Here is a 23,989-nt window from a genome sequence, read left to right as displayed (position 1 = left end):
AATTTTAAAATCGCCTTGTTTTTTTACTTAAATTTCTTTTTTATGAGAAAAACAACTTTCTGTGTTGATTTTATGAACAAACAAAAAGCCAGTATATCGAATCGATATACTGACCATAAACTACCTATATTTAGTTGAATGTCTTAGAAATCACCCGATGACATTTTTCCTGAGTCAATTTTACGGCTGTTCAAGAACCAGTGACGGTGCCAATCTCCTGCAAGCGCACTGAACGGCACCACCATCTCTCCATTCTCTTCAACTTTTTCAAGCAAATAATTACGTAGAATCCAAGGATCCTCCAATGAACGTTGATTCAACGTCATCACATTTTGTAATTTTGTCAAACTAATCCCTAAATCATCCGCTACTTGTTGCTCAGTTAAACCAGTCCGGCGGAAGTTTTCGGCTAATTCATAACGTGTGTTTTCCATTTCTTGTGCATTTAATGACATAATATGTCCTCCTTTAATTTAAGTGAAAAATGTTTTCAGCATTGCGATACGCAATTTTTTCAGCTTCTTCGGTCGTCAAAATTGCTTGATCTTTTAGGTGTTGCATATAATCTTTGGTATTTGCAGGTGTCTTATAGGGATAATCGACTGAATACATCAGATGATCAGCACCAACCTCATCAAGCATAAACTTCATCTGCGCATCCGTTAGAATACCACTCGGTGAAAAATAGATGTTTTGTTGGAAATAATGTGACACTGGTTGCTTTAACGTGTCATAAGCATTAAATTCATCATCAAAGCGTTCCAAGAACATCGGAATCATCTCACCCCAATGCCCAGAAATCAGCTTTAAGTTAGGATATTCATCAAAAATACCTGACAAAACCATTCGTAAAACTTGAATCCCAACATCAATATGCCAACCAAAGCCCGCGGTAGAAAGAATACCAGATACTAAATCTGACCATTCCCCACGACTATAATATTGGTTCGTGATATTCTCAGGGACAAATGATGGGTGGAAATAGACTGGTACATCTAATTTACTGGCCATCGCAAAAATGGGCTTAAAATAAGGATCATCAAAATACCGATTTTGATAATTTCCTTTTAATAGAACGCCTTTTAATCCCAATTGCGTCACAGCGCGTTCTAATTCTTGTGCGGCTGCATTTGGATCACCAACAGGCAATACTGCCAACGCTGCAAACCGACCGGGATGTTGTGCCACAATTTTGGCCAATTCATCATTGGCCTGTTGTGACAAGGGAATTGCATATTCAGGTTCCAAATTTTGCGGTGATGCATTTCCAAATGATAAAATCTGAACATCAATCTCATTTTTGTCCATAAATGGTAACCGTTCTTCTGCGATGTCTTGCATCACAGTTGGACTTGGTAATTCATTTTTCATGTACGTTTGCATTTCAGGATTAACCTTTGGGGCACTAGCTGTACCGACTGCAGTATTAATGCCATCAGTGATTGCCTTAATTTCAAGGTGTTCTTCAATTGCGATTGTTTTCATATTAGTTACCTCCGTCTAAGTACATGCTTTATAATACAAAGAAACAAGTCCCTAAGAAAGGAATTTCCGGAACAATACGTATCATTCTGTTCCGAAAGTGTTTTATGCCTAAGATTTTATTAGATACCCAATTAAAAATTGATGCGCGTACAATCGAAACGCAGAAAAAATTATATGCCGCCCTGATTCATTTTTATGAAGAAAAACACTCATTTACTGAACTAACCGTGACGCAAGTTTGTCACTATGCTCACGTTGGCCGCACTACCTTTTATCGTCATCATCAAGATTTGACTGACATTATCACCGTGCAACTCTTAATCTTAATTAATGACTTTCACCAACGCATTGATTCAGTCACGACCTTAAACTTCGAAACTGGCAGTCAGGCCATCGTCACTGAAATCAGAAACAACCCTTTGCTGTTCCAATTAATGGCCTGGAGTCAATCGACCAACTTAATGGTTCATATTTTAAGCGGTGAAGTGCTCAACATTCTCAATATTCGAGAACATGATTTTGACCATCAAACCATCTTAGCAACCTTACTCGCTCAAAACATTCTAAACTTTGCCCTGACAATTAGTACACATCCTGAGTTCAATTTTGAACAGGTTCAACAGCTGTTTAACCTAACCATCCCAAACCTACCTGCACCAATTGATTAAACGTTTCAATAATTTTGTATTTTGGTTCATATGTAAAAACAATTCATACTCATTGTGAAAAAATATTTAATTACCCATTTCATTTCTGTGAAAACCCCGCTATAATACATGCAAACGCTTTAAGCATGTTTGGAGGTGTCCATTATGATTTCACGAATTAATTCCGTTTTACCAGATCACTTAACAATTAATCAATTGATTAACCATCTTGGCTTAGAGATTGAAGAACATCGTGTCCAAATGCCGGATGGTCATCTATCACAGCATCCCCATCCCGTCGCTTTAGGCGATCGTCGGACGCAAGCTAACTTTCAAACTGACTTTTCCGAAAGCCAAGAAGAATTGGTAACTGACCCAAATGATACAAGTGCCGATGCATTAAACCAATTACATACCTTACAAAAAACACTAACGGCGCAACTAGCACCAGATGAAATTATTTGGCCACTTTCAATGCCACCTTATTTATCTGAAAATGATTTAACTTATTTAGATACACACTTTGAACGTCCTTGGTATGGTGAATATCGTCGCGTCTTAATTGATCGATATGGTTACTATCAACATATTATGACAGGCATCCACGTGAATTTTTCACTATCTTCTGATGCGCTAAGTTGGCTCACCCAAAATATGGCCTATCAAGATTGTGATGCGGTTTATTTTCAAATTCTAAAACAGGTTTCAAAATACCGTTGGCTAATCACCTATTTGTTTGGGGCCAGCTTAGTTTCTGAAAATCAAGCTGCCGATCATTTATTGCAACAACGCCCAGATTTAACTGAACCGGTGCGTTCATGGCGTTCTAGTTCGGTTGGTTTTGACAATTATGCAGACATTCAGCCGACATTTACGTCACTATCAGCCTTTTTACAAGATATCCAACAATTAGTTGCTAGCGGGAAATTATACGATCAAAGTGAATATTATGGTCCCGTCCGTGTCAAACAATATCAAGCGGACCAAGCGCCAGCTAAGACCTGCGTTAATTATCTAGAATTCAGAATTTTTGATATTGACCCCTTCTCAACTGACGGCATTAGCCCCCGCGCTTTAAGCGTATTAGAATTGTTAATCTTTGAAGCCATCTATTTCCCTGAAGATAAACTTGAAACCACGATGCAACAAAGCAAGGCCAATAATGACCTCGTTGCGCTGCAGCATCCGAATGTAGCACTTCCAACTGCATTACAAGATGAATTCAAACATCTTTTGGCGCATATGCAAGCATTAACTGATTTAGTTGACGATGACGCCCAACAGCAAAGTTGGCAAGATGCCATCAATTATATGACTGAAAATATCGAAGCTCCAGTTTCGACCCTTTCCCAGCAGCTCTTACCGCATCTTGTTGCGAATTCATTGCATGATTTTGCCCTACAACGAGGCCAAGCTTGGAAACAAGCGCATGAAAATTAAAAAAATATGAGAATTTCATTTGACTTTTATCAATGACGTTGTATTATGTAATTAATATCTAAACAAAGTGATCAGGAAAGTAATGCGTTCGCGTTTAGCCAGAAAGTTAGTGGTTGATGGAAACTAACAGATGCGTGTGTATGAAAATGGCCTGTAATTGGTGCATGTGACTAAATTGAGCATGCAACGGGGTGGCTACCGTTATAAAAGCACACCATTAATGCCTGGCATTGATGGTTGACGAGTGGAATTTGGTAACAAATCCAATGCTCAGAATGGTACCGTAACTATTAATATAGCTGCTTCTGACCCAACACCTATGGTTGCGGTCACGAGCAGCTTTTTTATTTGAAACTAAAGGAGTTTTTATGACAATTCAAAATGACTATCTTGACCTATTAAAAGAACTCATTGCAATCCCAAGTGTTTCCGCAAAGGAAGCTTATTTACCTGAAGCGGCAAAACGCATTGCAACTGCGCTTGAGGATTTAGGGGCTGAGGTAACCTATGACGATACCTACTTTGCCCCACTTGTATTTGGTAAGATTCAAAGTCCAAAGCCTGATGCCCAAACGCTCATCCTATATAACCACTATGATGTCCAACCCGCTGAACCTTTCGATTTATGGAAGTCTGATCCATGGACATTAACACAAAATGGTGACAAATTATATGGTCGTGGCGTTAATGACGATAAAGGTAATTTAACAGCACGTTTGACTGCCGTTGCTGAGTATCTAGATGAACATAATCAAGAACTTCCTGTAAATATTATCTTCTTAGAAGAAGGTTCTGAAGAAACTGCTTCACGTAACCTAGATGACTATCTCGCTTTGCATGCAGATGAATTACAAGGTGACTTAATTATTTGGGAGTCTGGTCAAAAGAATCATGAAGACCAAGTAGAAATTATGGGTGGTACCAAGGGAATTGTGACTTTTACCCTATCAGTTGAAACTGCTAAAAAGGACCTGCATTCATCACTAGCTGCAGTCACTGATTCGGCTGCATGGCGCCTAACGCAAGCCTTAGCAACCCTATTTGATACGGAAGGTCACATCTTAGTGCCTGGATTCTACGATGATGTCCAAACGCCAAATGACCGCGAACGTGCCTTAATTGCAAATTATCCCCTTCAACGATCAAAGTTCATTAAACAATTTGGGATTGAAGCCCCATTACTAACAGACAAAAATGGTAAGGACTTTAAACAAACCTATTTCTTTGAACCGACTCTCAGCATTGAGGGAATCACGTCAGGTTGGCAAGGTGCTGGTGTTAAGACCGTTTTACCGGCTCGTGCAGAAGCAAAGTTGGAAGCCCGCTTAGTGCCTGGCATGGATCCAGACAAAACATTTAATCAAATTCAAAGTTACCTAAGTGACCAAGGGTTTGACGATATCACGCTCACAAAGACGCTGGGCCAACCCGGTTATCGTAGCGATATGTCTGATCCTGAAATCACACGTGTCGTAAAAAGTGTCGAAAAAGTGTATGATACTGAACCGGTCGTGGCGCCTACTGCTGCTGGTACCGGTCCAATGTATTATGTACATGATGTCGTCAATGCCCCAATTGCCGCACTAGGGATTGGATACACAAATAATCTCGATCATGCCCCTAATGAAAATATTCGTCTATCAGATTATCGTCAACACATCGAAGTCATCAAAGCTTTGATTGCTTCATATCAACAATAATTAATTTTGGAGGTCATAGATATGCCTGAAAAACCAACCTTTCGTCTATTTGACCCCCGTGATGCTGAAAATGTTGCTGCCATCGTTGCCAAAACGATGCGGACTTCAAACGCAGTTGATTATTCAAGCGACTATATTGAGGCTGATTTAGCGCGCTTAACAGCCGCTTATTTCCTTGAAAAAGCCCAAGCCACTCATTTTTACGTAATGGAATTGGCTGACCAAATTATTGGGACTGGTGCAATTGGTCCCTATTGGGATGTTGCTGGAGAAGCAAGTTTATTTAGCATCTTCATCCTACCTGAATATCAACATCAAGGATTTGGACTCTTATTAATCGACACACTTGAACAAGATGATTATTTCAAGCAAGCCCATCGGATTGAGATTCCAGCTTCCATTACCGGACGTCCCTTCTATGAAGCAATGGGCTATCAGATTAAAGGTAATCAATCTGAACCTGATGCTGAACAGCTTTATCGCCTTGAAAAATTTCATACTCCTGAAACGTAATTTAAAAAGCCAAGAACCAATACGAAATTGGTTCTTGGCTTTTTTAGTATGACCTATTTGACCCGTGCTTCACCATCAGCATAAAGAAAAATTAACCCCACAAATAATAGCAACGGTGAAACAATATCACCAATGGACGTCAATGAAATATTTCCAGTCAAGAATAAAACAAGCCAAAATAGCACCACACCGATTGGTAAGATAGCACCAAGAATAGCCTTTCGTTTTCTCCCCATCATATATTGAAATCCCCCAAGCAACAAAACAGCTAACAGAAATACAATAAAACTCATACGCCCTCCTTTATATCCGTGTTAAAATGCTACATTTGCCAAATGGCTCCGCTCTTCCCAAAAACCATTAATCGTAATGTCTGCATTGAGTAATGGTTTCATTATTTCAGATATATCCATATGATTCATAATTTCGATTTCTATATAACTTTCATTCTCAGAAACTATCTTAATACCAGCACTTTCCATGAAATGCTTTAATTGCTCTTTCATATCCACCGAAACATCAATCATATATCTTCTATTAGCTAATCCAAGCTCGGTAACTTCTTTTAATGTCCCCTGACGAGCAATTGAACCTGCTTTTAAAATATAAAAATAATCACCAACCCGTTCTAATTCGTCCATATTATGTGACGTCAAAAGAACGGCTTGATTAGATGACTTTAATTTTCGAATTAATGCCATCATCGTATATGCAGATGGCACATCAACTCCCGACGTTGGCTCATCAAAAATGTACGCATCATATGATTCACCTACATATGCCTGAATAAAGCTCAATTTTTTCTTCATACCAAACGAGTAGGTCTTAATTTTTTTATTCAGAGCTTGCTCAATGCCCAATTCCGCAGATAATTCTAGCGCTTGCTGCATCGATGCCCCTTTAAGGTCGCACATAAACGATAAAAAATTATGTCCAGTCATGTTTATCGGCATATTGTCCGCATCTGGCATAACTGATACTTGTTTGCCAGTAATTTTTCCTGAAGTTAAAAAATAGTAGCCACAAATCAATCCAATAATTGTTGATTTTCCAGCACCATTTTCACCAACAATTGTTGTGATTTTACCATTTTGAATTTCCAGACTAACCTGTTTAATCACTTGTTTATCTTTAAAATTTTTTGATACATTTTCTAATTCAATCATCCTAAACTTCCTTTCGATTAAACACAAAAATGGTTATCACACCCATAAACACAGCTAGACCAATTAAGATCAAAAAACCATTTGATTTATCAATATACGCATACGGTGTTAATTTATTTAGTCCTTTGAAAATAATAGATGGTTTCAACATATTCATAATGCTAAAAGTAGGTAGCATGATACTAACCAAAATGGCACTAATAATACTTTTCTTTTCTGTCTTACATAAAACCGAAATTAATACAATTAAATTAGCACTATAAATGTAGGCTCCTATGATAAACAATAATGATTGTACCGGAATTGAAGCATCTCTTCTTAAAGCAAGTACGGTTAAAATTGAGCTTCCAATTAAAATAAAGAAATAGATTAAAACTGTAACATATTTGACAATCAGAATATGCCCTCTCGATTGATATGGAACAACATAACGAATCGTTTGCGTTTCAATTTCATTTGAGATAATACCTGAAAATAATGAACTCGCAACAATCATTCCAATAAATAAATAGATTAAAAATAAACTATTCAATAAATCACTCGGACTTAAAAAGTCCACATATCTTCCAAAGACAAACGCAAGTCCAATAAATATAGCAAAAACGATTAAACTATTCCTTGAGATAAATGCCTGACGTAATTCCAATTTAAATAATGCTTTCATTTTGCCCCCCTTTTTTATAAATTTTATTAAAACAAATTTTCTAAAGAACATAAAGGTATATATATTGATTTTAAAAAATTTTTATCCTGATGAAATAATACTTACTACATATGAAAAAATTAAAGCCCTCGTTTACCTAACTGACAAACGAGGGCTTTAATACTGTTTAGTAGCTTTCTAAAATGATGTTCTCTGCATGAATGTTTTCCAAGAAGGTTGCATCATGCTCAATAATCAGCATAGTCGGTTGGACCATTTGGATAACCTGCTCGAGTTGTTCTTGATTAAAGACATCCAAATAGTTAAGGGGTTCATCCCAAATAAACAATTCTGCCGGGGTCACTAATGACTTTGCTAACTCGACCCGCTTCTGCTGGCCCCGACTCATATCTTCTAAACGCACATCAAATGTCGCACGATCAAAGCCAAGTTTACGTAAAGTACTTAAAAATTGACTCCAATCCAATTGATTGGCTTCACCATATTCTGCTAAAGTTCCGTTCAACCGCTGCGTATCTTGGCGAACAACACTCGTACTAACGGGCGCCAAGTTTAAATCTCCCAGTTGCTCACCCCTAAAATCACCTAATAATGCATGCAGCAACGACGACTTTCCAACGCCATTCCGTCCAGTAATCGCAATAATTTCTCCCGTCTTTAATTCAAATGACACAGGTTTAAATAATGGCCGATCGCCATATTGCAACGTAAAGTCTTTTGCTTTAACTTTCACTTGATGGTGTGACTGTTCTACCACCAATTTTAATTGCTTAGTGGTTTCAATATCCTTTAGGAGCGTTTCTTTATGCGTAATTTCTGCGTCACGTCGCTTTTCAACCTCCTTCGCTTTTTTCATCACGCGTGCTGCTCGCGCAGAGGCAAATCCCTTATCTTCATGAACCTTACTACCAAATTGATTTGGATTTCCCGTTAATGTACTTTCACGTCTTTTAGAAAAGATTGCTTTTTGATTTGCCACAGCCGTTAGCCGTTTAACATCATGCTTAATTTTTTCATTTTCGTCAATTTCGCGTTGGTCCCGCAAATTTTTCTCGTCTTCATACACCTCAAAATTGCCTTGATATAAGCGTAATTGGCTTTTTTCAATTGATAAAGTATGGTCCGTCACTTGATTCAAAAATGAGCGATCATGACTCACAACTAAATACCCTTTTTTTTGGTTTAAATACCCAACAATTTGTTGCCGTGTTGCCAAATCTGAGTGATTCGTCGGTTCATCCAAAACCACATACTGTTTATCATCCGCAAAGGCAATTGCTAACAAGACTTTGGTCTGTTCTCCCCCTGATAATGATGCGAATATGCGCCACATAAAGTCATCTGCTTGCATCCCCAATAATGACAATTCGCGTTCAACACGCCATAAATCCGTCGCATCAACATACGCCAACACAATATCATTAACAAATTGATTTTCATTTTCAATCATTTTTGGAAAATAATGAACGGGTTCATGAAGCGTCATTTTACCCGACTTAGGCTCAATGGCCCCACTCATTAAATCCAAGAGTGTTGTTTTACCACGGCCATTACGTCCTACTAGGCCTAAACGCCAATCTGTATCCAAATTAATACTAACATTTTCAAATAAAAGCGTTTGGCCCGCATACCCAAACGACATGTTTTTAATTTCTATTTTCGACATATAACCTCCAAAAAAAACACCAGTCTGCAATTAAACAGACTGGTGCCTTCATTTGAGCGTACAATGCCGCCAATAAAGAATCACTAATCCTCAAAATTGCATAGACCACCCCTCAAAGAGGGATTACAAATTTTGAAATATTAGCTTAATTCTTCAATGGACATTACCTCACTTGTTATAAATTATTTGTATTGTAGCTTACCCTAAAATATAATGCAAGCATTAATCTGCTGACAAAGCATCAATTGGGTTCAACTTTGAAGCCCGTCGTGCTGGTAGCAATGCTGCCAAGAACGAAATAATGATTGCCAAAACAATGACTGTAATCACGTTTGACGGATGAATCTGGACCATATTAAAGCTTGCGACCTTGTACAAAGCAGAGTTTACAAGGGCCCCTAATCCATATCCAAGGACAATCGCCAATCCAGCTGCTGAAAGTCCAATCATCAATGATTCACTCGTGAACAAACGACGAATATCCTTCTTTGATTCACCCAAAGCACGTAAGATTCCAATTTCCTTGGTACGCTCTGACACTGACATATACATCGTTACGATAATCATCAATGCAGAAACAATCAATGAAATGGCGGCAATCAATGACAAAACATAAGTCGCTAAGTCAACAATCGTGTTAATTTGACCTAGCATTGACCCAACCGTCATGGCTGTAAATAGACGTTCACCCTTATTATCCTTTAATGCTTGCACATCTTTTTGCACTTGATTAACATCATCACGATCCTTAACCATCATCGAAACAAAGTTCGCATCTGATACAGCGCCGGCCTTAGATAATGCTTGCTTGGTTGTTTGATAATTAACTAAATTATTCGCACCAGCTGTTGATTCAATCACACCTGAAACCTTTAGTTTTTCCTTTACGACAACCGGAACACCTTTATCGTTCATTCCCGTGTAATTCAAAGTCACTTCTTTACCAACAATCGACTTCCAATTTTTGTCGCTATACTTCTTTGCAACTGTATTTTTGTCGACAACAATCTCACCGGCCTTAGGCTTTGAACCAGCCTTTAGGCTGTCGTCTGTAATCGCGCTCGTCCATGATTGCACTTGTGACATTGTCACTTGCTTTGAAGTCACACCATCAGTTTTAACACTTGAAAGTTGAATACCTGGTTCAACCGTTCCAGAGTTTTTCACCTTTGATAGACGGTTCACTTCATTATCTGTAATGTATTGCGGGTTTGTGAATTGCGCCGTTGGATCAGCATCATCATCACTATAACGCATGACATTAACAGAACGTGGATTGACCAATGAATTTACTTGGTCATTGATATAATCTTTGACCCCGTTTCCAAGACCACCGAACAACAAGACCGCAAATAACCCAATGGCCGTTCCAATAATAATTAACGCATTCCGGCCCCAACTATGCTTGAAATGCTTAAATGCATTCCCATAACTTGCAACGGCTGATAATGGTTGTGACCCAACCTCTTCCATTTTGTCAGGTAAAGGATAAGCATCCTTAATCCGATTATCACCATCAATTTTTCCATCAGCAAGATGCACAATTCGGGTTCCGGCTTCAGCCACAATCTGTGAATGGGTCACCGCAATGACTAACTTACCTTGTGCCGCAATATTATTTAAAATTTCCAGCACTTCTTTTGTATTCTCTGAGTCCAAAGCACCAGTCGGCTCATCAGCAATAATAATCTTTGGATCTTTTGCTAATGCACGAGCAATCGCAACACGTTGCTTTTGACCACCTGATAATTGGTTCGGAAACTTCTCAATTTGATCCTGCAAACCAACCTCAGTCAATAACTGCTTAGCACGCTCTTCACGTTCTGAGCGCGACAACGTTGTCATATCTAATGAAACTAGGACGTTATCTAGCACTGACAAATGACTAATTAAATTGTATGATTGATAGATGTAGCCAATTGTTGCTCGCCGATATTCATCGAGACTCTGTTCTGCTTTGTGATCTAAAGTCGTCCCATTGATTGACACTGTTCCGTCAAACTCACGATCTAAGCCACCAATAATATTCATCAAGGTAGATTTTCCACCACCTGATTCTCCAAGAATTGAAACAAATTCTCCCAACTCAAAATCCAGATCAATTCCCTTTAAAACTGGAAATTCTTCAGTCCCAAGATAATAAGATTTCTTAATATCTCTTAGGGTCATAAAAGCCATAATGCTCCCTCACATTCTTATTCATTTATAATTATTTTTTATTATTGTTGTATTATAACACTTAAACATAAGTGTAGATTAAAGGCACACGCCAATCAGCCTGTGTTCTCTCATTTTAAGCTAATTATTAAAGGCAAAAGTAAAGTTTTATTTGGATGATTTACAAAATCTACAAAAGACTGTTACAATACAATACTGTATTTAAAATATATATTTTAATTATCAAAAAATTACACAAGGAATGACTTATGCAAACTGTCAAACATTCAATTTTCGCGCGATTATTAGTATTCGCATTAGCAATTGGTATTATTAGTAATTTAATTGGTTCATTTACTGTAAACAGGCATATCGTCTGGGTAACTCTTGCAATAACGGGCCTAACTTGGATTGGCATTCGGAGTTTATTACCTTTGATTGACCAGCTCTCAAAAAAACAACTTAGATTAATTGTGATGATCACACTAATCGGTATGGTAGTCATCCAAATCCTTATTTTGCGGTTCCTTCCGGTAACTATTTATCATGACCCTTATCGCGTGCTATCACAAGCGGATGCCTTAAGTCATGGTGTTAGCGACTGGCAAAGTACTTATTTCTGGCGTTATCCCAATAATGTATCCATTGCCTATTTCTTATCACTGTGGCTTAAATTCACACAATTATTTGGGATTACGACTAATTTAGCCCTGCACATCCTATCAATGCTTACTTTAGACGTATTCATTGGTCTTATGTTGAAAACGATGTATCAAATCAGTCATCAAAATCGTCGCATCCTGTTAGGCGGTCTGGCATTTATGGCGTTAACGCCTTTTGCATATACCTACTTTCTACAAGTCTTTTATTCTGATTTGCCTTCATTGTTACTGCTATTGATTATCTTTAGAATCTTCTTTTTCTGGTCGGATTATTCAGTCAACAAACGTTGGTTCATGGGCCTATTGCTTGTATTCATTGCAACAGTCGCCCAACTCCTCAAGCCAAATATCATTGTCATGGTTCCGGCCATTCTGATTGTATTTGCAATTTTAATGCTTAAAAAACAACATACATTCGTTAAACTGATTCTACCAACCCTACTTATTTTTATTGGTTTCGGCCTAAGCGTTCCTGCTAAACAAGCGATTTTTCATGAAACGCAATATCAAACAAACGAGAAATATGAATTACCTAGTGTGTCATGGATGGCAATGGGTCTAAACCCAGAAACAGCCGGGATGTACAATGGTAAAGACATTGCGCGAGAACTCGAACTACCTGATAAAGCTGCACGAACTGAAGATCAAAAAAAGCTGATTGTGACGCGCATTAAAGATCTTGGCCCAATCGGCTTAATGAAACAATGGTTCAATAAACTCGCAGTCTTCTTAAATGCCGCCTATCCACAAAATTACTATAATGGTGGCTTGCGCGAAGCACCTCACTGGGTTCAAAAGCACAGTGGTTTTTACAATGTTAGTGTCAGCCTAATGTATCAAGTTGCCACGATTTTGTTATTTGGTTGCTTAATCTATCGTCTCTGGTCATGGCGGCCTGAATTTAAAACACAAGCTGAAGTTGTGAGTCTCATTACAGTCATCACGATTCTGGGTTATATGGGCTTCCATACCTTTGTTTGGGAAACTGAACCACGCTATGGTCAAATTATCTTACCGCTTGTTCTGTTCGCCGTCGCAGCTGTCCCTGCGCCAGTCGTCCTTAAACATGTCTCTTCGCATGAGCGTTGGCATTCCGTCGCCTTTCCGACTATCGCGATGATTAGTCTAATCATTGGTGCTAAGAGTATTAGTGTTCACTTCCCAACAACACACGTGGCTGCCGCCCAACGTAGTCAATTATCACCACAATATGGTGCAAAAATGACAAATATCGATCCAAACAGTGTCGTTTCACAACGAATCACATTAAATGGAACTGCTAATAAGATTTCGCTCCAAGTCCACACGAGTTCAGAAATTGATGTCACATTTGAGAATTTAAAACACAAGCAAAGCTATAAACTTACCAAACATGATGCTGATTACATTTATGAAGGTAAACTTCCAGCCGGTGTATATGAACTTCGTATCGTAAATGATACGAATCAGCCACAACCACTTGATATTGTTTCTACTGAAAATTATCACTTAGCTAATGATCCGATTAAAATTCATGGACATACAAATAAAAATGCATCATTAATCTATAAAGTCTTATATTAATTTGAAAAACGCCATAATCTAACATTATGGCGTTTTTTAGTGCAATCAAAAAGGCAAGCACCAGCTTATATGGCACTTACCTATTTTAATGCTTAACAATGACTTTATATATCACAAGTACACCAATTTTTCAGTTGGTGTGCGTGATAGTTTCCTGTTTGACCACCTTCAAAACGAACTGTATACATCCCCGTCCCCTGGTCATAGCCCACAATTAAACCTGGTGTTTGTTCTAATCCGGAAACTTGTACTTGAACTGAAGCCCCCAATAAAAATTCTGACATCATGCACCTCTATTCTACTAAATCAATAAACGTAAATTTTTCAAAATCAAACAACCCTTGATCTGTCAATTTCAAACTTGGAATCACTGGCAAGGCCATAAATGAAAGCGTTAAGAAAGGATCAAAGTTAATATCACTAATTTCATGGAACGCATTTTTCAACGCTTGAACCCGTTCATAAACTTGCTCATAGGGTTGGTTTGACATCAAGCCACCAATTTCAAGCGGTAAGGTAACAATATGATTTTCATCAATAACAACCACTTGTCCGCCCTGCATGTCACGTAAAGTATCCGCCGCAAGCTGCATGGCCGTATCATCTGCCCCAGCAATAATCACATTATGTGAATCATGAGCAACGGTCTGCCCAATCGCACCTTTACGCAATCCCAAACCATTAATAATCCCTAAGGCATGTCCCAAATCATGATATCGTTCGATAACGACCATTTTATTATACACATCATCTGATACAAACTGGTCATCTTTTGTGGGCACTTCTGTGATTTCATGTTCGGTCGTAATATGATGTGGCATTACTTTAATCACATGGGCCTTTTGATTTGCCTGAATTGGTAAGACTAAGTCATGCTGATTAAAAGTGAAATTCAATGGCATATCATGACGTTCGGCTGTTTCCACTGGTTGTTCATCCACCCAAGCACCATTAATCATAACGTGTTGGGGTTTGAAATGATTTTTATCTTGGAGTACTACCAAGTCAGCATAATAACCATCTGTTAATGCACCAATATCTGTTAATCGCTCAGCTAATGCGGCATGATAGCTAGCCATGCTATAAGCTTGTTCTGGTGACAAACCTGCCGCAATTGCCATCTGTACACTTTCATCAATCGAACCATGTTCCACAAGATCATTGACACTTTTATCATCAGTTGCAAAACTAAATGCCTGCTGGTTCGTGGTATTCACTGCTGGTAATAGTGCCAATTCGTCCGCTTCAACCGTACCCTGTCGAATTAAGACCGACATGCCTGCATCTAAACGTGCTTGCGCTTCTTGAACACTCGTGGCCTCATGATCTGTTGTAATGCCATACTTCCGATACACTGCTAATTGTTCTCGCGTTAGACCAGCAGCATGCCCGTCCACATGTTTACCATGTTTTTTTGCATCAGAAATCTTACGCAACATGTCTGGATCACCATTCATCACGGCTGGATAATCCATCACTTCAGCTAAACCATTTACTTCAGGTTGCGCATAAAATGGTTCTAAATCCTGTGCCTGCAAAATGGCGCCTGCATGTTCAAATGCTGTTGCGGGGACAGAGGAAGGCAACATGAATGAAAAACGGACGGGTGATTTCCGCGCATCTGCCAACATATAATCTAATCCTTGGGTCCCCGAAACGCTGGCTAATTCGTGTGGGTCGGCGACGGCACTTGTTACGCCATGCGCTGCTAAGACACGTCCAAGTTCAGCCGGACGTAACAGACTACTTTCAATATGCATGTGGGCATCGATTAGTCCTGGAACAAGATATTGGCCCTTGGCATCATATGTTTCATCAGCGACCAATTCGGAACTGGTACCACGCAGGTAAATTTTTCCTGATTCAATCCAAAGTTCGGTTTTTTCAAATGTTTGGTTAAAAACATTAAGAATGTGTGCGTTAACAATGTGCAGCATATGTTTTCCTTTCAGATTTGGCAATGTAATTTGTACATACTATAAACCAAAAAAGGAACAAAATCAAAACATTTCTAGAGATTGTTCTGTTTTTAATCATATTTGGCACTGCTAACCTTTATTTGTTTGCTTTATTGTAAAATAAAAAGACCGCTTAGCGCGGTCTTTTCATTATTTATTCAATCGATATTTAGCATCAAAATCAGGATCTTGACTTGTCAAAATCTTAGGACCATCCTTGGTAATCACCAAAGTATGCTCATATTGACATGACCATGAACCATCTGCTGTTTCGACAGTCCAACCATCATCAGCACGTGGTGGGTTAACTTCCCATGTCCCCATATTAATCATTGGTTCAATGGTAATTGTCATCCCTTCTTTCAAACGCGTTCCGTGTCCAGCCACACCATAATGTGGTACTGCCGGATCTTCATGCATCGTTGGTTGAATACCATGACCAATGTAGTCACGAACGTTACCATAACCTGTCGTATCAATGTAACTTTGAATGGCATTTCCAATATCACCAATACGATTACCAACTTGCGCTTGGTCAATTCCACGATAAAGCGCTTCGTGGGTAACATCCATCAAATTTTGTACTTCAGGCGTTACATCGCCAATGGCATAAGCCCAAGCTGAATCAGAATAATAACCATCTAAGTCAATCACTGTATCAACTTTCACTAGATCACCATTCTTCAAAATGCGCTTTTTACTTGGAACGGCATGGGCCACTTCTTCGTTAACAGCGACACATGTTGCATACTTATAACCTTCAAACCCCAGTTCCGCCGGACGACCACCACGGTCTTCAATGTACTTACGACAGAAGTTTTCAATATCCATTGTTGAAAGACCAGCTTTGATGTAATCACGCAAGGCAATATGCATATTAGCCAACAATTCACCAGACTTTTGCATCCCCTCAATTTCACGGGGTGACTTAATTGTAATCATTTTATATTCTCCAAACTATTATTCTACCTAATAGTTATACCACACTTTGATTGGTGTAGGAAACCACACGTATCCATCAGTTTATAGGCGACGTTGCCCCGTGTATTCAATTGATGGGAACAAGTAAATGAAGCGTTGTAACTCATGACGCTTCAAACCTAATTCAATGATTGGCACAAAAGTATTAATACTATTAACAGCTTGATGACTCATTTCTGCTGCACCCACTAAGACATCTTCTTGATCAAAGATAAGGGTCATATAGGCACTCGTTTCATTACCAACCTGACGGAACCAATCACTTTGAAAGTCCACTTTTTGTAGCGTATAACGGTCCGGTTGGGCTAATGCTTCATTAACAGTTACGCCAACTTGAGCAATTCTTGGTGAAGTAAAGACAACTGTTGAAATGGCTGGATAATCAATTGGTTCAGTTGTCTCGCCTGCAAAGCGTGCACAAAGATAACGTGAATCAAAGGCTGCAACAGGTGTCGTTTTAGGTAAGGCGTGGTCAACAATATCTCCCGCCGCATAAATATTTTCAACATTTGTTTGCAAATACTCATTAACCGGAATTCCTTTATCCGTCGTCGCTACCCCAACTGCATCTAAATTCAGCTGATCATGATTTGGTTGACGTCCCGTCGCATCCAAAACATAATCGGTTACAAGCTCCAGTCCATTTTGTCCCTTAACCCGTAATTGATCTGAATCAGCCATTTTCTCAACTGCGGTCACACTTTGACTTGGAATAAAGCGAACACCGCGTGCCTTTAAATCAGCAACAACCAAATTTACGTATTCTTGCGGGAAGCCACGTAAATAGTTACCAGAACGCGTAATAATATCCACTTTTGCGCCCACTGCATTTGCAATTGTGGCAAATTCAAGCGCAATATAGCCTCCACCTAAAATCGTCACATGTTCTGGCATATCAGGTAATGACAAGAAATCTGTTGAATCATGCACCAGTTCATCACCAGTAAAAGTCAAACGATGAGGTCGTTGGCCAGTCGCAATCACAAATTTATCCGCAGTAATTCTTTCATCATTAACCATAACCGTGTGTGCATCAACAAACGTGCCATGACCTTTGTACACTTGAATGCCTTCATTTGTTAAGCGATGCTCGTTATGCATTGATTGGGGATCAATTAATTCATGCTTATGGGCCATTAAATCGCGCCAATTAATATCAATAGACCCTTCAACGCCACGTTGTTGCATCGCCTCAATTTGGCGACTTAACTCCACTGGATGGTCCAACACAATTTTTGCGTTACACCCATAATTTGAACAAACCCCACCAAATAATGCTTCTTCAACGACTGCTAATTTAAATCCTTTTTTGGCTAATGGTACCGCCCCATTCCACGTTGCTTGACCACTTCCAATATAGACCACATCAAATTCATTTGTCATGCTTCACGCTCCTTATCATCGTCATGCTTACTCTTTTATACAAAAACCCACAATGAACCTTCATTGTGGGTTAATTCAGTTTATTTTTATTGAACACGTGCCTTAGGCTTAGCGACTTCTTGCGTAGTGGCCTCTTCTTGCGTGTCATCATCACTCTTTTTGAATGAACTTGATACCTTATCTTGTAATGATTCGCTATCCGCTTCATATTCAGCGCGTGACTTAATATCAATCACATCAACGTTGAATTCAACAACATCAAGTCCTGTCATTGACTTTACTTCTTTGGTAACTAATTGCTTCATTTCCTTAAACAAAGCATGGATATCCTTACCGTATTCCACGACAATTTGCATATCAATCGCAACTTGCTTTTGGCCAACTTCAGTATTAATACCTGCGGTTACGTCGTCAGTATTAACAATGCTTTTTGCCATATTTGAGAAAAAACCACCATTAACTGTTAGTAATCCATCAATTTGATTTAATGAAATGCCCACAATCTTTTGAATGACTTTGTCATCAAAAGATAACTTACCAGTTGCTTCTTTAACTTCTGTATTTGCCATTATAATTTCCTCCAAATAATTTTGTGCTTATTAATTACGTTGATTGCCTAGATAGCCAGTACGTTGAAGATAAGTTCCAATCCCAACACCAACAGCCGATAAAATTGCAATTAATAGGGTCTTAAAAAATCCGAACTGGATTAATAGTAAGGCGATAACAAAACCGGCCCCACCACCAATAATCGGTCCTTTATAAGCGGCCCAAATTGACTTAAGTGCATCCATATCCAATTACTCCTTTACATCAAGGTATTTTTAATGCTTCTGCTTGGGATGTTTGTTTATTGCTTAACAAGATTTTTCATGGAACCATAATAAATGCTGTCATTTAGAACACTATCCATCAAAACTTGATTACTTATCAAAAAGATTATAAAAATCCGTAAACATTCATAGTCGCAATAAATTGAAGCATGTATGAAAAAATAATTTCTGCATCACTTGCCAAAAACATCTCCTCCCAGAAAATATATTACATTAAAATTAAATATATTTCAATTTAAATTCACTGTTTTGTGATTAAGGTAACAACTTTTTTTCTTTGAGATAGTTTTTAGCAACGGTATGCGCCTTTTTATGCTCAATTGTCACCTGATAATTCATATCGACCATGTCTTCAGCACTAATTTTACCTGCTAATTTGTTTAAGCTAGCGACAATTTCAGGGTGGGTCTGCATCACACGTGCATTAAGGAGTGGTGCACCTTGGTATGGTGGGAAAAATTGTTTATCGTCCGTTAAGACCACTAAATGCTGCGCTTTAATCTGCGGATCCGTCGTATAAACGTCCGTCACTTGCACTTGATTATTCTTTAGTGCTTCATATCGTAGACTTGGTTCAACTCGTTTAATATCCTTCAAATCTAATCCATATGCTTGCTTCAATCCCCCAAATCCATCAGCCTGTGTATAAAAATCATTATCAAAGGCAGCCGATAGTTCAGAACTTACCTTTGCCAAATCCGAAATAGTCTTCAAATGATAAGTCTTTGCAGTTTCTTGGTCGACTGCTAGTGCATAGCGATTTTCATACGCCATTGGTTCTAAGTAAGTAAAGCCATCTTTTGCTTGTAGCACTTGTTTGGCTTGTGTATAAACCTCAGCAGGTTCATGACTCTTCAATTTTTGTGGATATAAATTTTGTAACACGGTTCCTGTAAATTCTGGATACACATCGACCTGGTCATTTTGCAAAGCGCGATATAAGAAGCTTGTATTTCCAAAATTCGGCTTTAATTCAACCTCAATCTCTGGATGATCGGCTTGAATCAATTCTTGATACATATTCATCAAAATTTCGGGTTCACTTCCCAATTTTCCAGCTATCACAATTTTATTATTTTGTTGGGTTTGATAAAACTGATAACCCATTAAACCGATGCCTAGGGTTAAGAATGTCACCAAGCCAACTGTTAATTTTTTCACGGACAAGTGGCTTAAAGCCTGCAAACAAATTGAAAAAATGATGGCTAACAAAGCAGAAAGCGTCGCGCCAATCAACAATTGTTGGTTGTCGTTATTCTGAATACCTTGCATGATAAAAGTCCCTAAACCGCCACCACCGATTAATGCCGCCAAAGTTGCGGTTCCAATCACCATAACCATTGCAATTCTTAATCCTGAAAAAATCAAAGGTAAGGCCAAAGGCAATCGAATTTTAAATAACTTATACGACCAACTTAATCCAAAGGCTTCTGAAGCCTCTAGTAATTCTGAATCAATTTGAGTCAATCCTGCATAAGTATTTTGAAAAATTGGCATTAACGCATATAGGACTAAGGCAATAACCGCTGGAACCGTGCCAATCCCAACAAAAGGAATTAAGAGCCCCAGAATCGCTAGACTGGGGATTGTTTGGACGATCCCAGTGACTTGCAACATGATTTCTCCGATACGCCGATGATTCATCAATAAAATGGCAAGTGGAATGGCAATAAGCGCGGCAATACTGACTGAAATAATTGATAAAAAGATATGGTGCCCGAGTGCTGAAATAATCGTTTGTTGTTGCTCTTGTAAGAGTTTTAGCATGTTGACCACCTTAATTTTGCGCCATATAACGCAAATAATCATCGACGGTAATTAAATACTGTCGATCCACTAATACAGCTGAGTCCGTAACCAGCATTTGCGCTAACGTTGACAAAGTGGCATCAAGCTCTAATGCTTGATACTCACCCTGCTGCTCAACTTGATAGTAACCTTGTGCAACCAAATCAGCAATCGATGCGGCATTTGTTTGCCCTTCAAAGAGCGCACGTACTTCGGAATTTGCTGGATGTTGCACGATTTGTTCAGGACGACCTACTTGCAATAACTCGCCGGCATGCATCACAGCAATCCGGTCACCTAAACGCAAAGCCTCATTCATATCATGCGTCACAAAAATAATTGTTGTTTGATAACGTTGATGAATTTCACTGATTAAGTTTTGCAATTGTTTACGAGAAATGGGATCTAGCGCACTGAAGGGTTCATCCATCAAAATTAAATCTGGTTCAGCAGCTAATGCTCTGACAATCCCAACCCGCTGCTTTTCGCCACCTGAAAGTGCATCTGGATAACGATTAAGATAACGTTCTGGATCTAATCCGACTTCCGTTAACAACGTTTCAATCCGTTGCTGCGCCTGTTTATTGGAAACACCAACTGCATTTAAAGTTACAGCTGCATTTTCAAAAACCGTCATATTCGGAAATAAAGCACTACTTTGCAAAACATACCCAATCCGATGTCTTAAATCATTCAATGGTTGCTGGGCGATATCAGTACCTTGTACAAAAACTTGTCCTGATTCAGGTTGAACAAGCCGATTAATCATCTTTAATGTTGTGGTTTTACCACTACCGCTAGCACCAACAAGGACGAAAAATTCACCCACGTCAACAGCTAACGATAAATCTTTTACAACCACTTCCTGGTCATATGTCTTCTTAACATGATGTAGCTTTACAGCATTTTTATCTTCATGTTTATTCGCAGTCATGTCATCTGCCCCCTATTCATAAAAAAAAATTTATAACCTATTATATCCTAATTTTTAGGAAGTGCAAAAACAGCATTGACACGTTGTCAGTTCAAGTCCAAAATAATAGTTAATAGCAGTTAATTAAAGGAGAAAAAAGATGGTATCAGCTACTTTTAGTAATTTAAAGCCCGAAAAAAGACAATTTTTAAAAGAGACCTTGATTGAGGAATTTTCAGAATATAGTTTAGATCAAGCGCAAGTCGCCCGCATCGTTAAGAAGGCCGGCATTTCACGTGGATCTTTTTACACCTACTTTGATGATTTATATGATGCCTATGCCTGGAGCCTGCAAGAAGTTTTAATTAGTGTCCATCACATGCATACACGCGATCCTTTCCAAGGAACGATTGATTTTATTAACGATTTACCAAATAATCCTTATTATGATTTTTTGGATAAATATTTCCAAGTTAACGAAGGAATTTTACGGGCGCATAATCCAGAATTATTTAACCACTATCCACAGACACTCCCCTTCTTAAATGATGCGTCAACCAATCAAGATGTCACTAACTGGCTAGCAATGGTAAGTACACATCGTCTAACGCAAGAACGCTTTGCATACCCAGAGAACAACGATGCCATTTTAGAAACACTCACCCAATTAAGCCAACGTTTATCAGAACAGGAGGCTGCTGATGTTTTTAGCCATAAATGAAATTAAGTATGATAAAGTTCGTTACAGTCTAATTATTGCGGTCATTGGACTCATTTCTTTTTTAATTTTTATCATTAGTGCCCTAGCTTTAGGGTTAGCCCATCAAAATACGGCCGCCATTGAGAAATGGCATACGCAAAGCGCTTTAATGACAAAAGATGCGAATGGAAATATGGGACAATCACTCATGCAAAAAAGCGATATTGATAAGCAAAATTTGACCAAATCAGAGGCTTTGGTCGGGATTACACCAGCTAATGTCAAAGCAGATGGTGATGCAAGTCGTGATTCTGTCCAATATATTGGTTTACGCGATCAAGATTATATCTATCAAGATCTCAAACTTTCGTCTGGGCATCTGCCTAAAAACAATCACGAAGTCATTATCGCTGACACACTAGATAACTTTAAACTCAACGACAAAATCAAAATTGGGCTCGACGATACAAGCTACAAAGTTGTTGGGATTACCGACGATGCGCTTTACAACATGGCCCCCGTTGTTTATGGAAACCTAGATAATTGGGCGCCAATTAAAGGCGTCACCGATCAATTTAAAGCCAGTGGGATTATTTCTAAAAACGACACGCAATTAAAAGCAGCATCAGATCAACTCAAGGCTTATAATTTAAAAGATTACATGAATAATTTGCCCGGTTATCAGGCCCAAATTCTAACGTTCACGTTTATGATTAGTTTCTTGATTCTCATCTCATTGATTGTCGTCACAATTTTCCTATATATCCTGACGATTCAAAAATTACCTAATCTAGCGGTACTACGTGCGCAAGGCATCCCTAACCGTTATTTAATTTTGAATACGTTTAATGAAACGCTACTGATTATGGTTATCTCTGTCGCCATCGGTGCTGGATTAACAACATTAACAGCCTTTTTCATTCCTGATGCTGTTCCTGTTTATTTTGATATTCCACTTATGAGTCTCATTGCTGTGGGGATGCTTATCACTGGATTACTTGGTGCCCTCATTCCCATGCGTATCATTTCAAAAATTGACCCTGTTACGGTCATCGGAGGCTAATTATGACAACACTCACCTTAAATAATATTGAAAAAACTTTTGGTAGTGGTCAAAATAAAGTCCATGCCTTACAAGATATTAATTTTTCAACTGCCGCCGGCGAATTTAATTTGATTCTAGGTCCATCAGGTTCTGGTAAAAGCACGCTCTTAACGATTTTAGGTGGTTTACAAACACCCACGAGTGGTCAAGTTCAAATCAATAACCAAAACATTCAAGACCTTTCAAAGAAAAAACGCGAAAACTTACGTTTGAATGAAATTGGCTTCGTTTTACAATCTTACAATTTGGTCCCCTATCTAACCGTGGCCGACCAATTTACATTAGTTGACCAAGTAAAGCCCAAGGATAATATCAGCAAAGATGATTTTGAATCAGTTATTGCTGAATTAGGGATTCAAGATTTAATGTATCAATATCCTAAAGAATTATCTGGTGGACAAGCACAACGTGTGGCAATTGCTCGCGCCCTGTATGCAAATCCAAGTGTTTTACTTGCCGATGAACCCACGGCTGCACTTGATAGTGATCGTGTGATGCAAGTTGGTCAATTATTCCAAGATATCGCTAAAAAGCAGCAACGTGCCGTTGTAACAGTGACACATGATGTCCGTTTAAAGGAATACGCCGATCATATCTACGAACTCGTTGATGGTCGTATCACTCAAGTCCAATAAATAAAAAAGAACTCTGTTCAATTTCTGAAC

At 38.7% G+C, this 23,989-nt stretch carries 23 protein-coding genes; 8 read left to right on the top strand and 15 right to left on the bottom strand.

The annotated features are described in order from the left end of the window. Window positions 1-143 precede the first annotated feature (143 nt). Together IV67_RS04760 and IV67_RS04755 are read right to left on the bottom strand one after the other, a co-directional pair. Complete coding sequence (locus IV67_RS04760; protein ID WP_057787646.1) at window positions 144-455, bottom strand: DUF2316 family protein; 312 nt, start codon at window positions 453-455, stop codon at window positions 144-146. A 13-nt stretch (window positions 456-468) separates the two neighbouring features. Further along, on the bottom strand, window positions 469-1,485 hold the full coding sequence (locus IV67_RS04755) for an amidohydrolase family protein (protein WP_057787645.1): 1,017 nt from the start codon (window positions 1,483-1,485) through the stop codon (window positions 469-471). A 104-nt stretch (window positions 1,486-1,589) separates the two neighbouring features. Here IV67_RS04755 and IV67_RS04750 point away from each other — a divergent pair, with 104 nt between their 5' ends. The 4 genes from IV67_RS04750 (at window position 1,590) to IV67_RS04735 (ending at window position 5,785) form a co-directional block, all read left to right on the top strand. After that, window positions 1,590-2,153 (top strand): TetR/AcrR family transcriptional regulator, encoded by a 564-nt coding sequence (locus IV67_RS04750; protein WP_057787643.1) that lies wholly within the window; start codon window positions 1,590-1,592, stop codon window positions 2,151-2,153. Between the two features lie 144 nt (window positions 2,154-2,297). Then, entirely contained in the window at window positions 2,298-3,572 is a 1,275-nt protein-coding gene (locus IV67_RS04745) for a hypothetical protein (protein ID WP_057787641.1), read from the top strand. A gap of 368 nt (window positions 3,573-3,940) precedes the next feature. Continuing rightward, window positions 3,941-5,272, top strand: a complete 1,332-nt coding sequence (locus IV67_RS04740) for a M20/M25/M40 family metallo-hydrolase (RefSeq protein WP_057787640.1) — start codon at window positions 3,941-3,943, stop codon at window positions 5,270-5,272. A 21-nt stretch (window positions 5,273-5,293) separates the two neighbouring features. Then, window positions 5,294-5,785: a GNAT family N-acetyltransferase gene (locus IV67_RS04735; RefSeq protein WP_057787638.1), complete on the top strand. Its 492-nt coding sequence runs from the start codon at window positions 5,294-5,296 to the stop codon at window positions 5,783-5,785. A 53-nt stretch (window positions 5,786-5,838) separates the two neighbouring features. Here the strand turns inward: IV67_RS04735 and IV67_RS04730 are convergent, their stop codons facing one another. The 5 genes from IV67_RS04730 to IV67_RS04710 all read right to left on the bottom strand — a co-directional run bounded on the left by IV67_RS04730 (window position 5,839) and on the right by IV67_RS04710 (window position 11,459). Further along, entirely contained in the window at window positions 5,839-6,078 is a 240-nt protein-coding gene (locus IV67_RS04730) for a hypothetical protein (RefSeq protein ID WP_057787636.1), read from the bottom strand. A gap of 21 nt (window positions 6,079-6,099) precedes the next feature. Further along, window positions 6,100-6,951, bottom strand: a complete 852-nt coding sequence (locus IV67_RS04725) for an ABC transporter ATP-binding protein (RefSeq protein ID WP_057787635.1) — start codon at window positions 6,949-6,951, stop codon at window positions 6,100-6,102. Window position 6,952: 1 nt separating this feature from the next. Continuing rightward, window positions 6,953-7,615 carry a hypothetical protein gene (locus IV67_RS04720; RefSeq protein ID WP_057787632.1) on the bottom strand — a complete coding sequence of 221 codons (663 nt, stop codon included), beginning with the start codon at window positions 7,613-7,615 and terminating at the stop codon, window positions 6,953-6,955. Window positions 7,616-7,781: 166 nt separating this feature from the next. Next, window positions 7,782-9,281, bottom strand: coding sequence for a ribosomal protection-like ABC-F family protein (gene abc-f, locus IV67_RS04715; protein ID WP_057787630.1), 1,500 nt, complete (start codon window positions 9,279-9,281; stop codon window positions 7,782-7,784). A gap of 222 nt (window positions 9,282-9,503) precedes the next feature. Further along, window positions 9,504-11,459, bottom strand: a complete 1,956-nt coding sequence (locus tag IV67_RS04710) for an ABC transporter ATP-binding protein/permease (protein ID WP_057787628.1) — start codon at window positions 11,457-11,459, stop codon at window positions 9,504-9,506. Window positions 11,460-11,707: 248 nt separating this feature from the next. Between IV67_RS04710 and IV67_RS04705 the strand changes: the two genes are divergently transcribed. After that, on the top strand, window positions 11,708-13,663 hold the full coding sequence (locus tag IV67_RS04705; protein WP_057787626.1) for a hypothetical protein: 1,956 nt from the start codon (window positions 11,708-11,710) through the stop codon (window positions 13,661-13,663). Between the two features lie 104 nt (window positions 13,664-13,767). Here IV67_RS04705 and IV67_RS04700 read toward each other — a convergent pair whose 3' ends face one another. From IV67_RS04700 to IV67_RS04665, 8 genes are all read right to left on the bottom strand, one after another. Continuing rightward, complete coding sequence (locus tag IV67_RS04700; RefSeq protein WP_057787624.1) at window positions 13,768-13,947, bottom strand: hypothetical protein; 180 nt, start codon at window positions 13,945-13,947, stop codon at window positions 13,768-13,770. Window positions 13,948-13,956: 9 nt separating this feature from the next. Beyond that, window positions 13,957-15,600: an adenine deaminase gene (gene ade / locus IV67_RS04695; protein ID WP_057787622.1), complete on the bottom strand. Its 1,644-nt coding sequence runs from the start codon at window positions 15,598-15,600 to the stop codon at window positions 13,957-13,959. Window positions 15,601-15,771: 171 nt separating this feature from the next. After that, entirely contained in the window at window positions 15,772-16,563 is a 792-nt protein-coding gene (gene map, locus IV67_RS04690; protein WP_057787620.1) for a type I methionyl aminopeptidase, read from the bottom strand. Window positions 16,564-16,644: 81 nt separating this feature from the next. After that, entirely contained in the window at window positions 16,645-17,985 is a 1,341-nt protein-coding gene (locus tag IV67_RS04685) for a dihydrolipoyl dehydrogenase family protein (protein ID WP_057787618.1), read from the bottom strand. An 86-nt stretch (window positions 17,986-18,071) separates the two neighbouring features. Beyond that, window positions 18,072-18,554 (bottom strand): Asp23/Gls24 family envelope stress response protein, encoded by a 483-nt coding sequence (locus IV67_RS04680; RefSeq protein ID WP_057787616.1) that lies wholly within the window; start codon window positions 18,552-18,554, stop codon window positions 18,072-18,074. A 30-nt stretch (window positions 18,555-18,584) separates the two neighbouring features. Then, a complete protein-coding gene (locus IV67_RS04675) occupies window positions 18,585-18,779 on the bottom strand; it encodes a DUF2273 domain-containing protein (protein WP_057787614.1) in 195 nt (64 codons plus the stop codon). A 294-nt stretch (window positions 18,780-19,073) separates the two neighbouring features. Further along, entirely contained in the window at window positions 19,074-20,585 is a 1,512-nt protein-coding gene (locus IV67_RS04670) for an ABC transporter permease/substrate-binding protein (protein ID WP_057787612.1), read from the bottom strand. A 10-nt stretch (window positions 20,586-20,595) separates the two neighbouring features. Then, entirely contained in the window at window positions 20,596-21,540 is a 945-nt protein-coding gene (locus IV67_RS04665; RefSeq protein ID WP_057787610.1) for an ATP-binding cassette domain-containing protein, read from the bottom strand. A gap of 139 nt (window positions 21,541-21,679) precedes the next feature. Between IV67_RS04665 and IV67_RS04660 the strand changes: the two genes are divergently transcribed. Genes IV67_RS04660 through IV67_RS04650 form a run of 3 tightly spaced genes read left to right on the top strand, consistent with a single transcriptional unit; the run spans window position 21,680 to window position 23,959 of the window. Then, entirely contained in the window at window positions 21,680-22,240 is a 561-nt protein-coding gene (locus IV67_RS04660; protein ID WP_057787609.1) for a TetR/AcrR family transcriptional regulator, read from the top strand. After that, entirely contained in the window at window positions 22,221-23,282 is a 1,062-nt protein-coding gene (locus IV67_RS04655) for an ABC transporter permease (protein ID WP_057787607.1), read from the top strand. Before IV67_RS04660 ends, IV67_RS04655 begins: the two co-directional genes overlap by 20 nt. A gap of 2 nt (window positions 23,283-23,284) precedes the next feature. After that, window positions 23,285-23,959 (top strand): ABC transporter ATP-binding protein, encoded by a 675-nt coding sequence (locus IV67_RS04650; RefSeq protein ID WP_057787605.1) that lies wholly within the window; start codon window positions 23,285-23,287, stop codon window positions 23,957-23,959. Window positions 23,960-23,989: the final 30 nt, after the last annotated feature.

The organism is Weissella minor, assembly GCF_001437425.1.
GTDB classification, from domain to species: domain Bacteria; phylum Bacillota; class Bacilli; order Lactobacillales; family Lactobacillaceae; genus Weissella; species Weissella minor.
The sequence above is the reverse complement of the archived record's forward strand: the minus strand, read 5'-3'. Positions and strand labels throughout refer to the sequence as shown.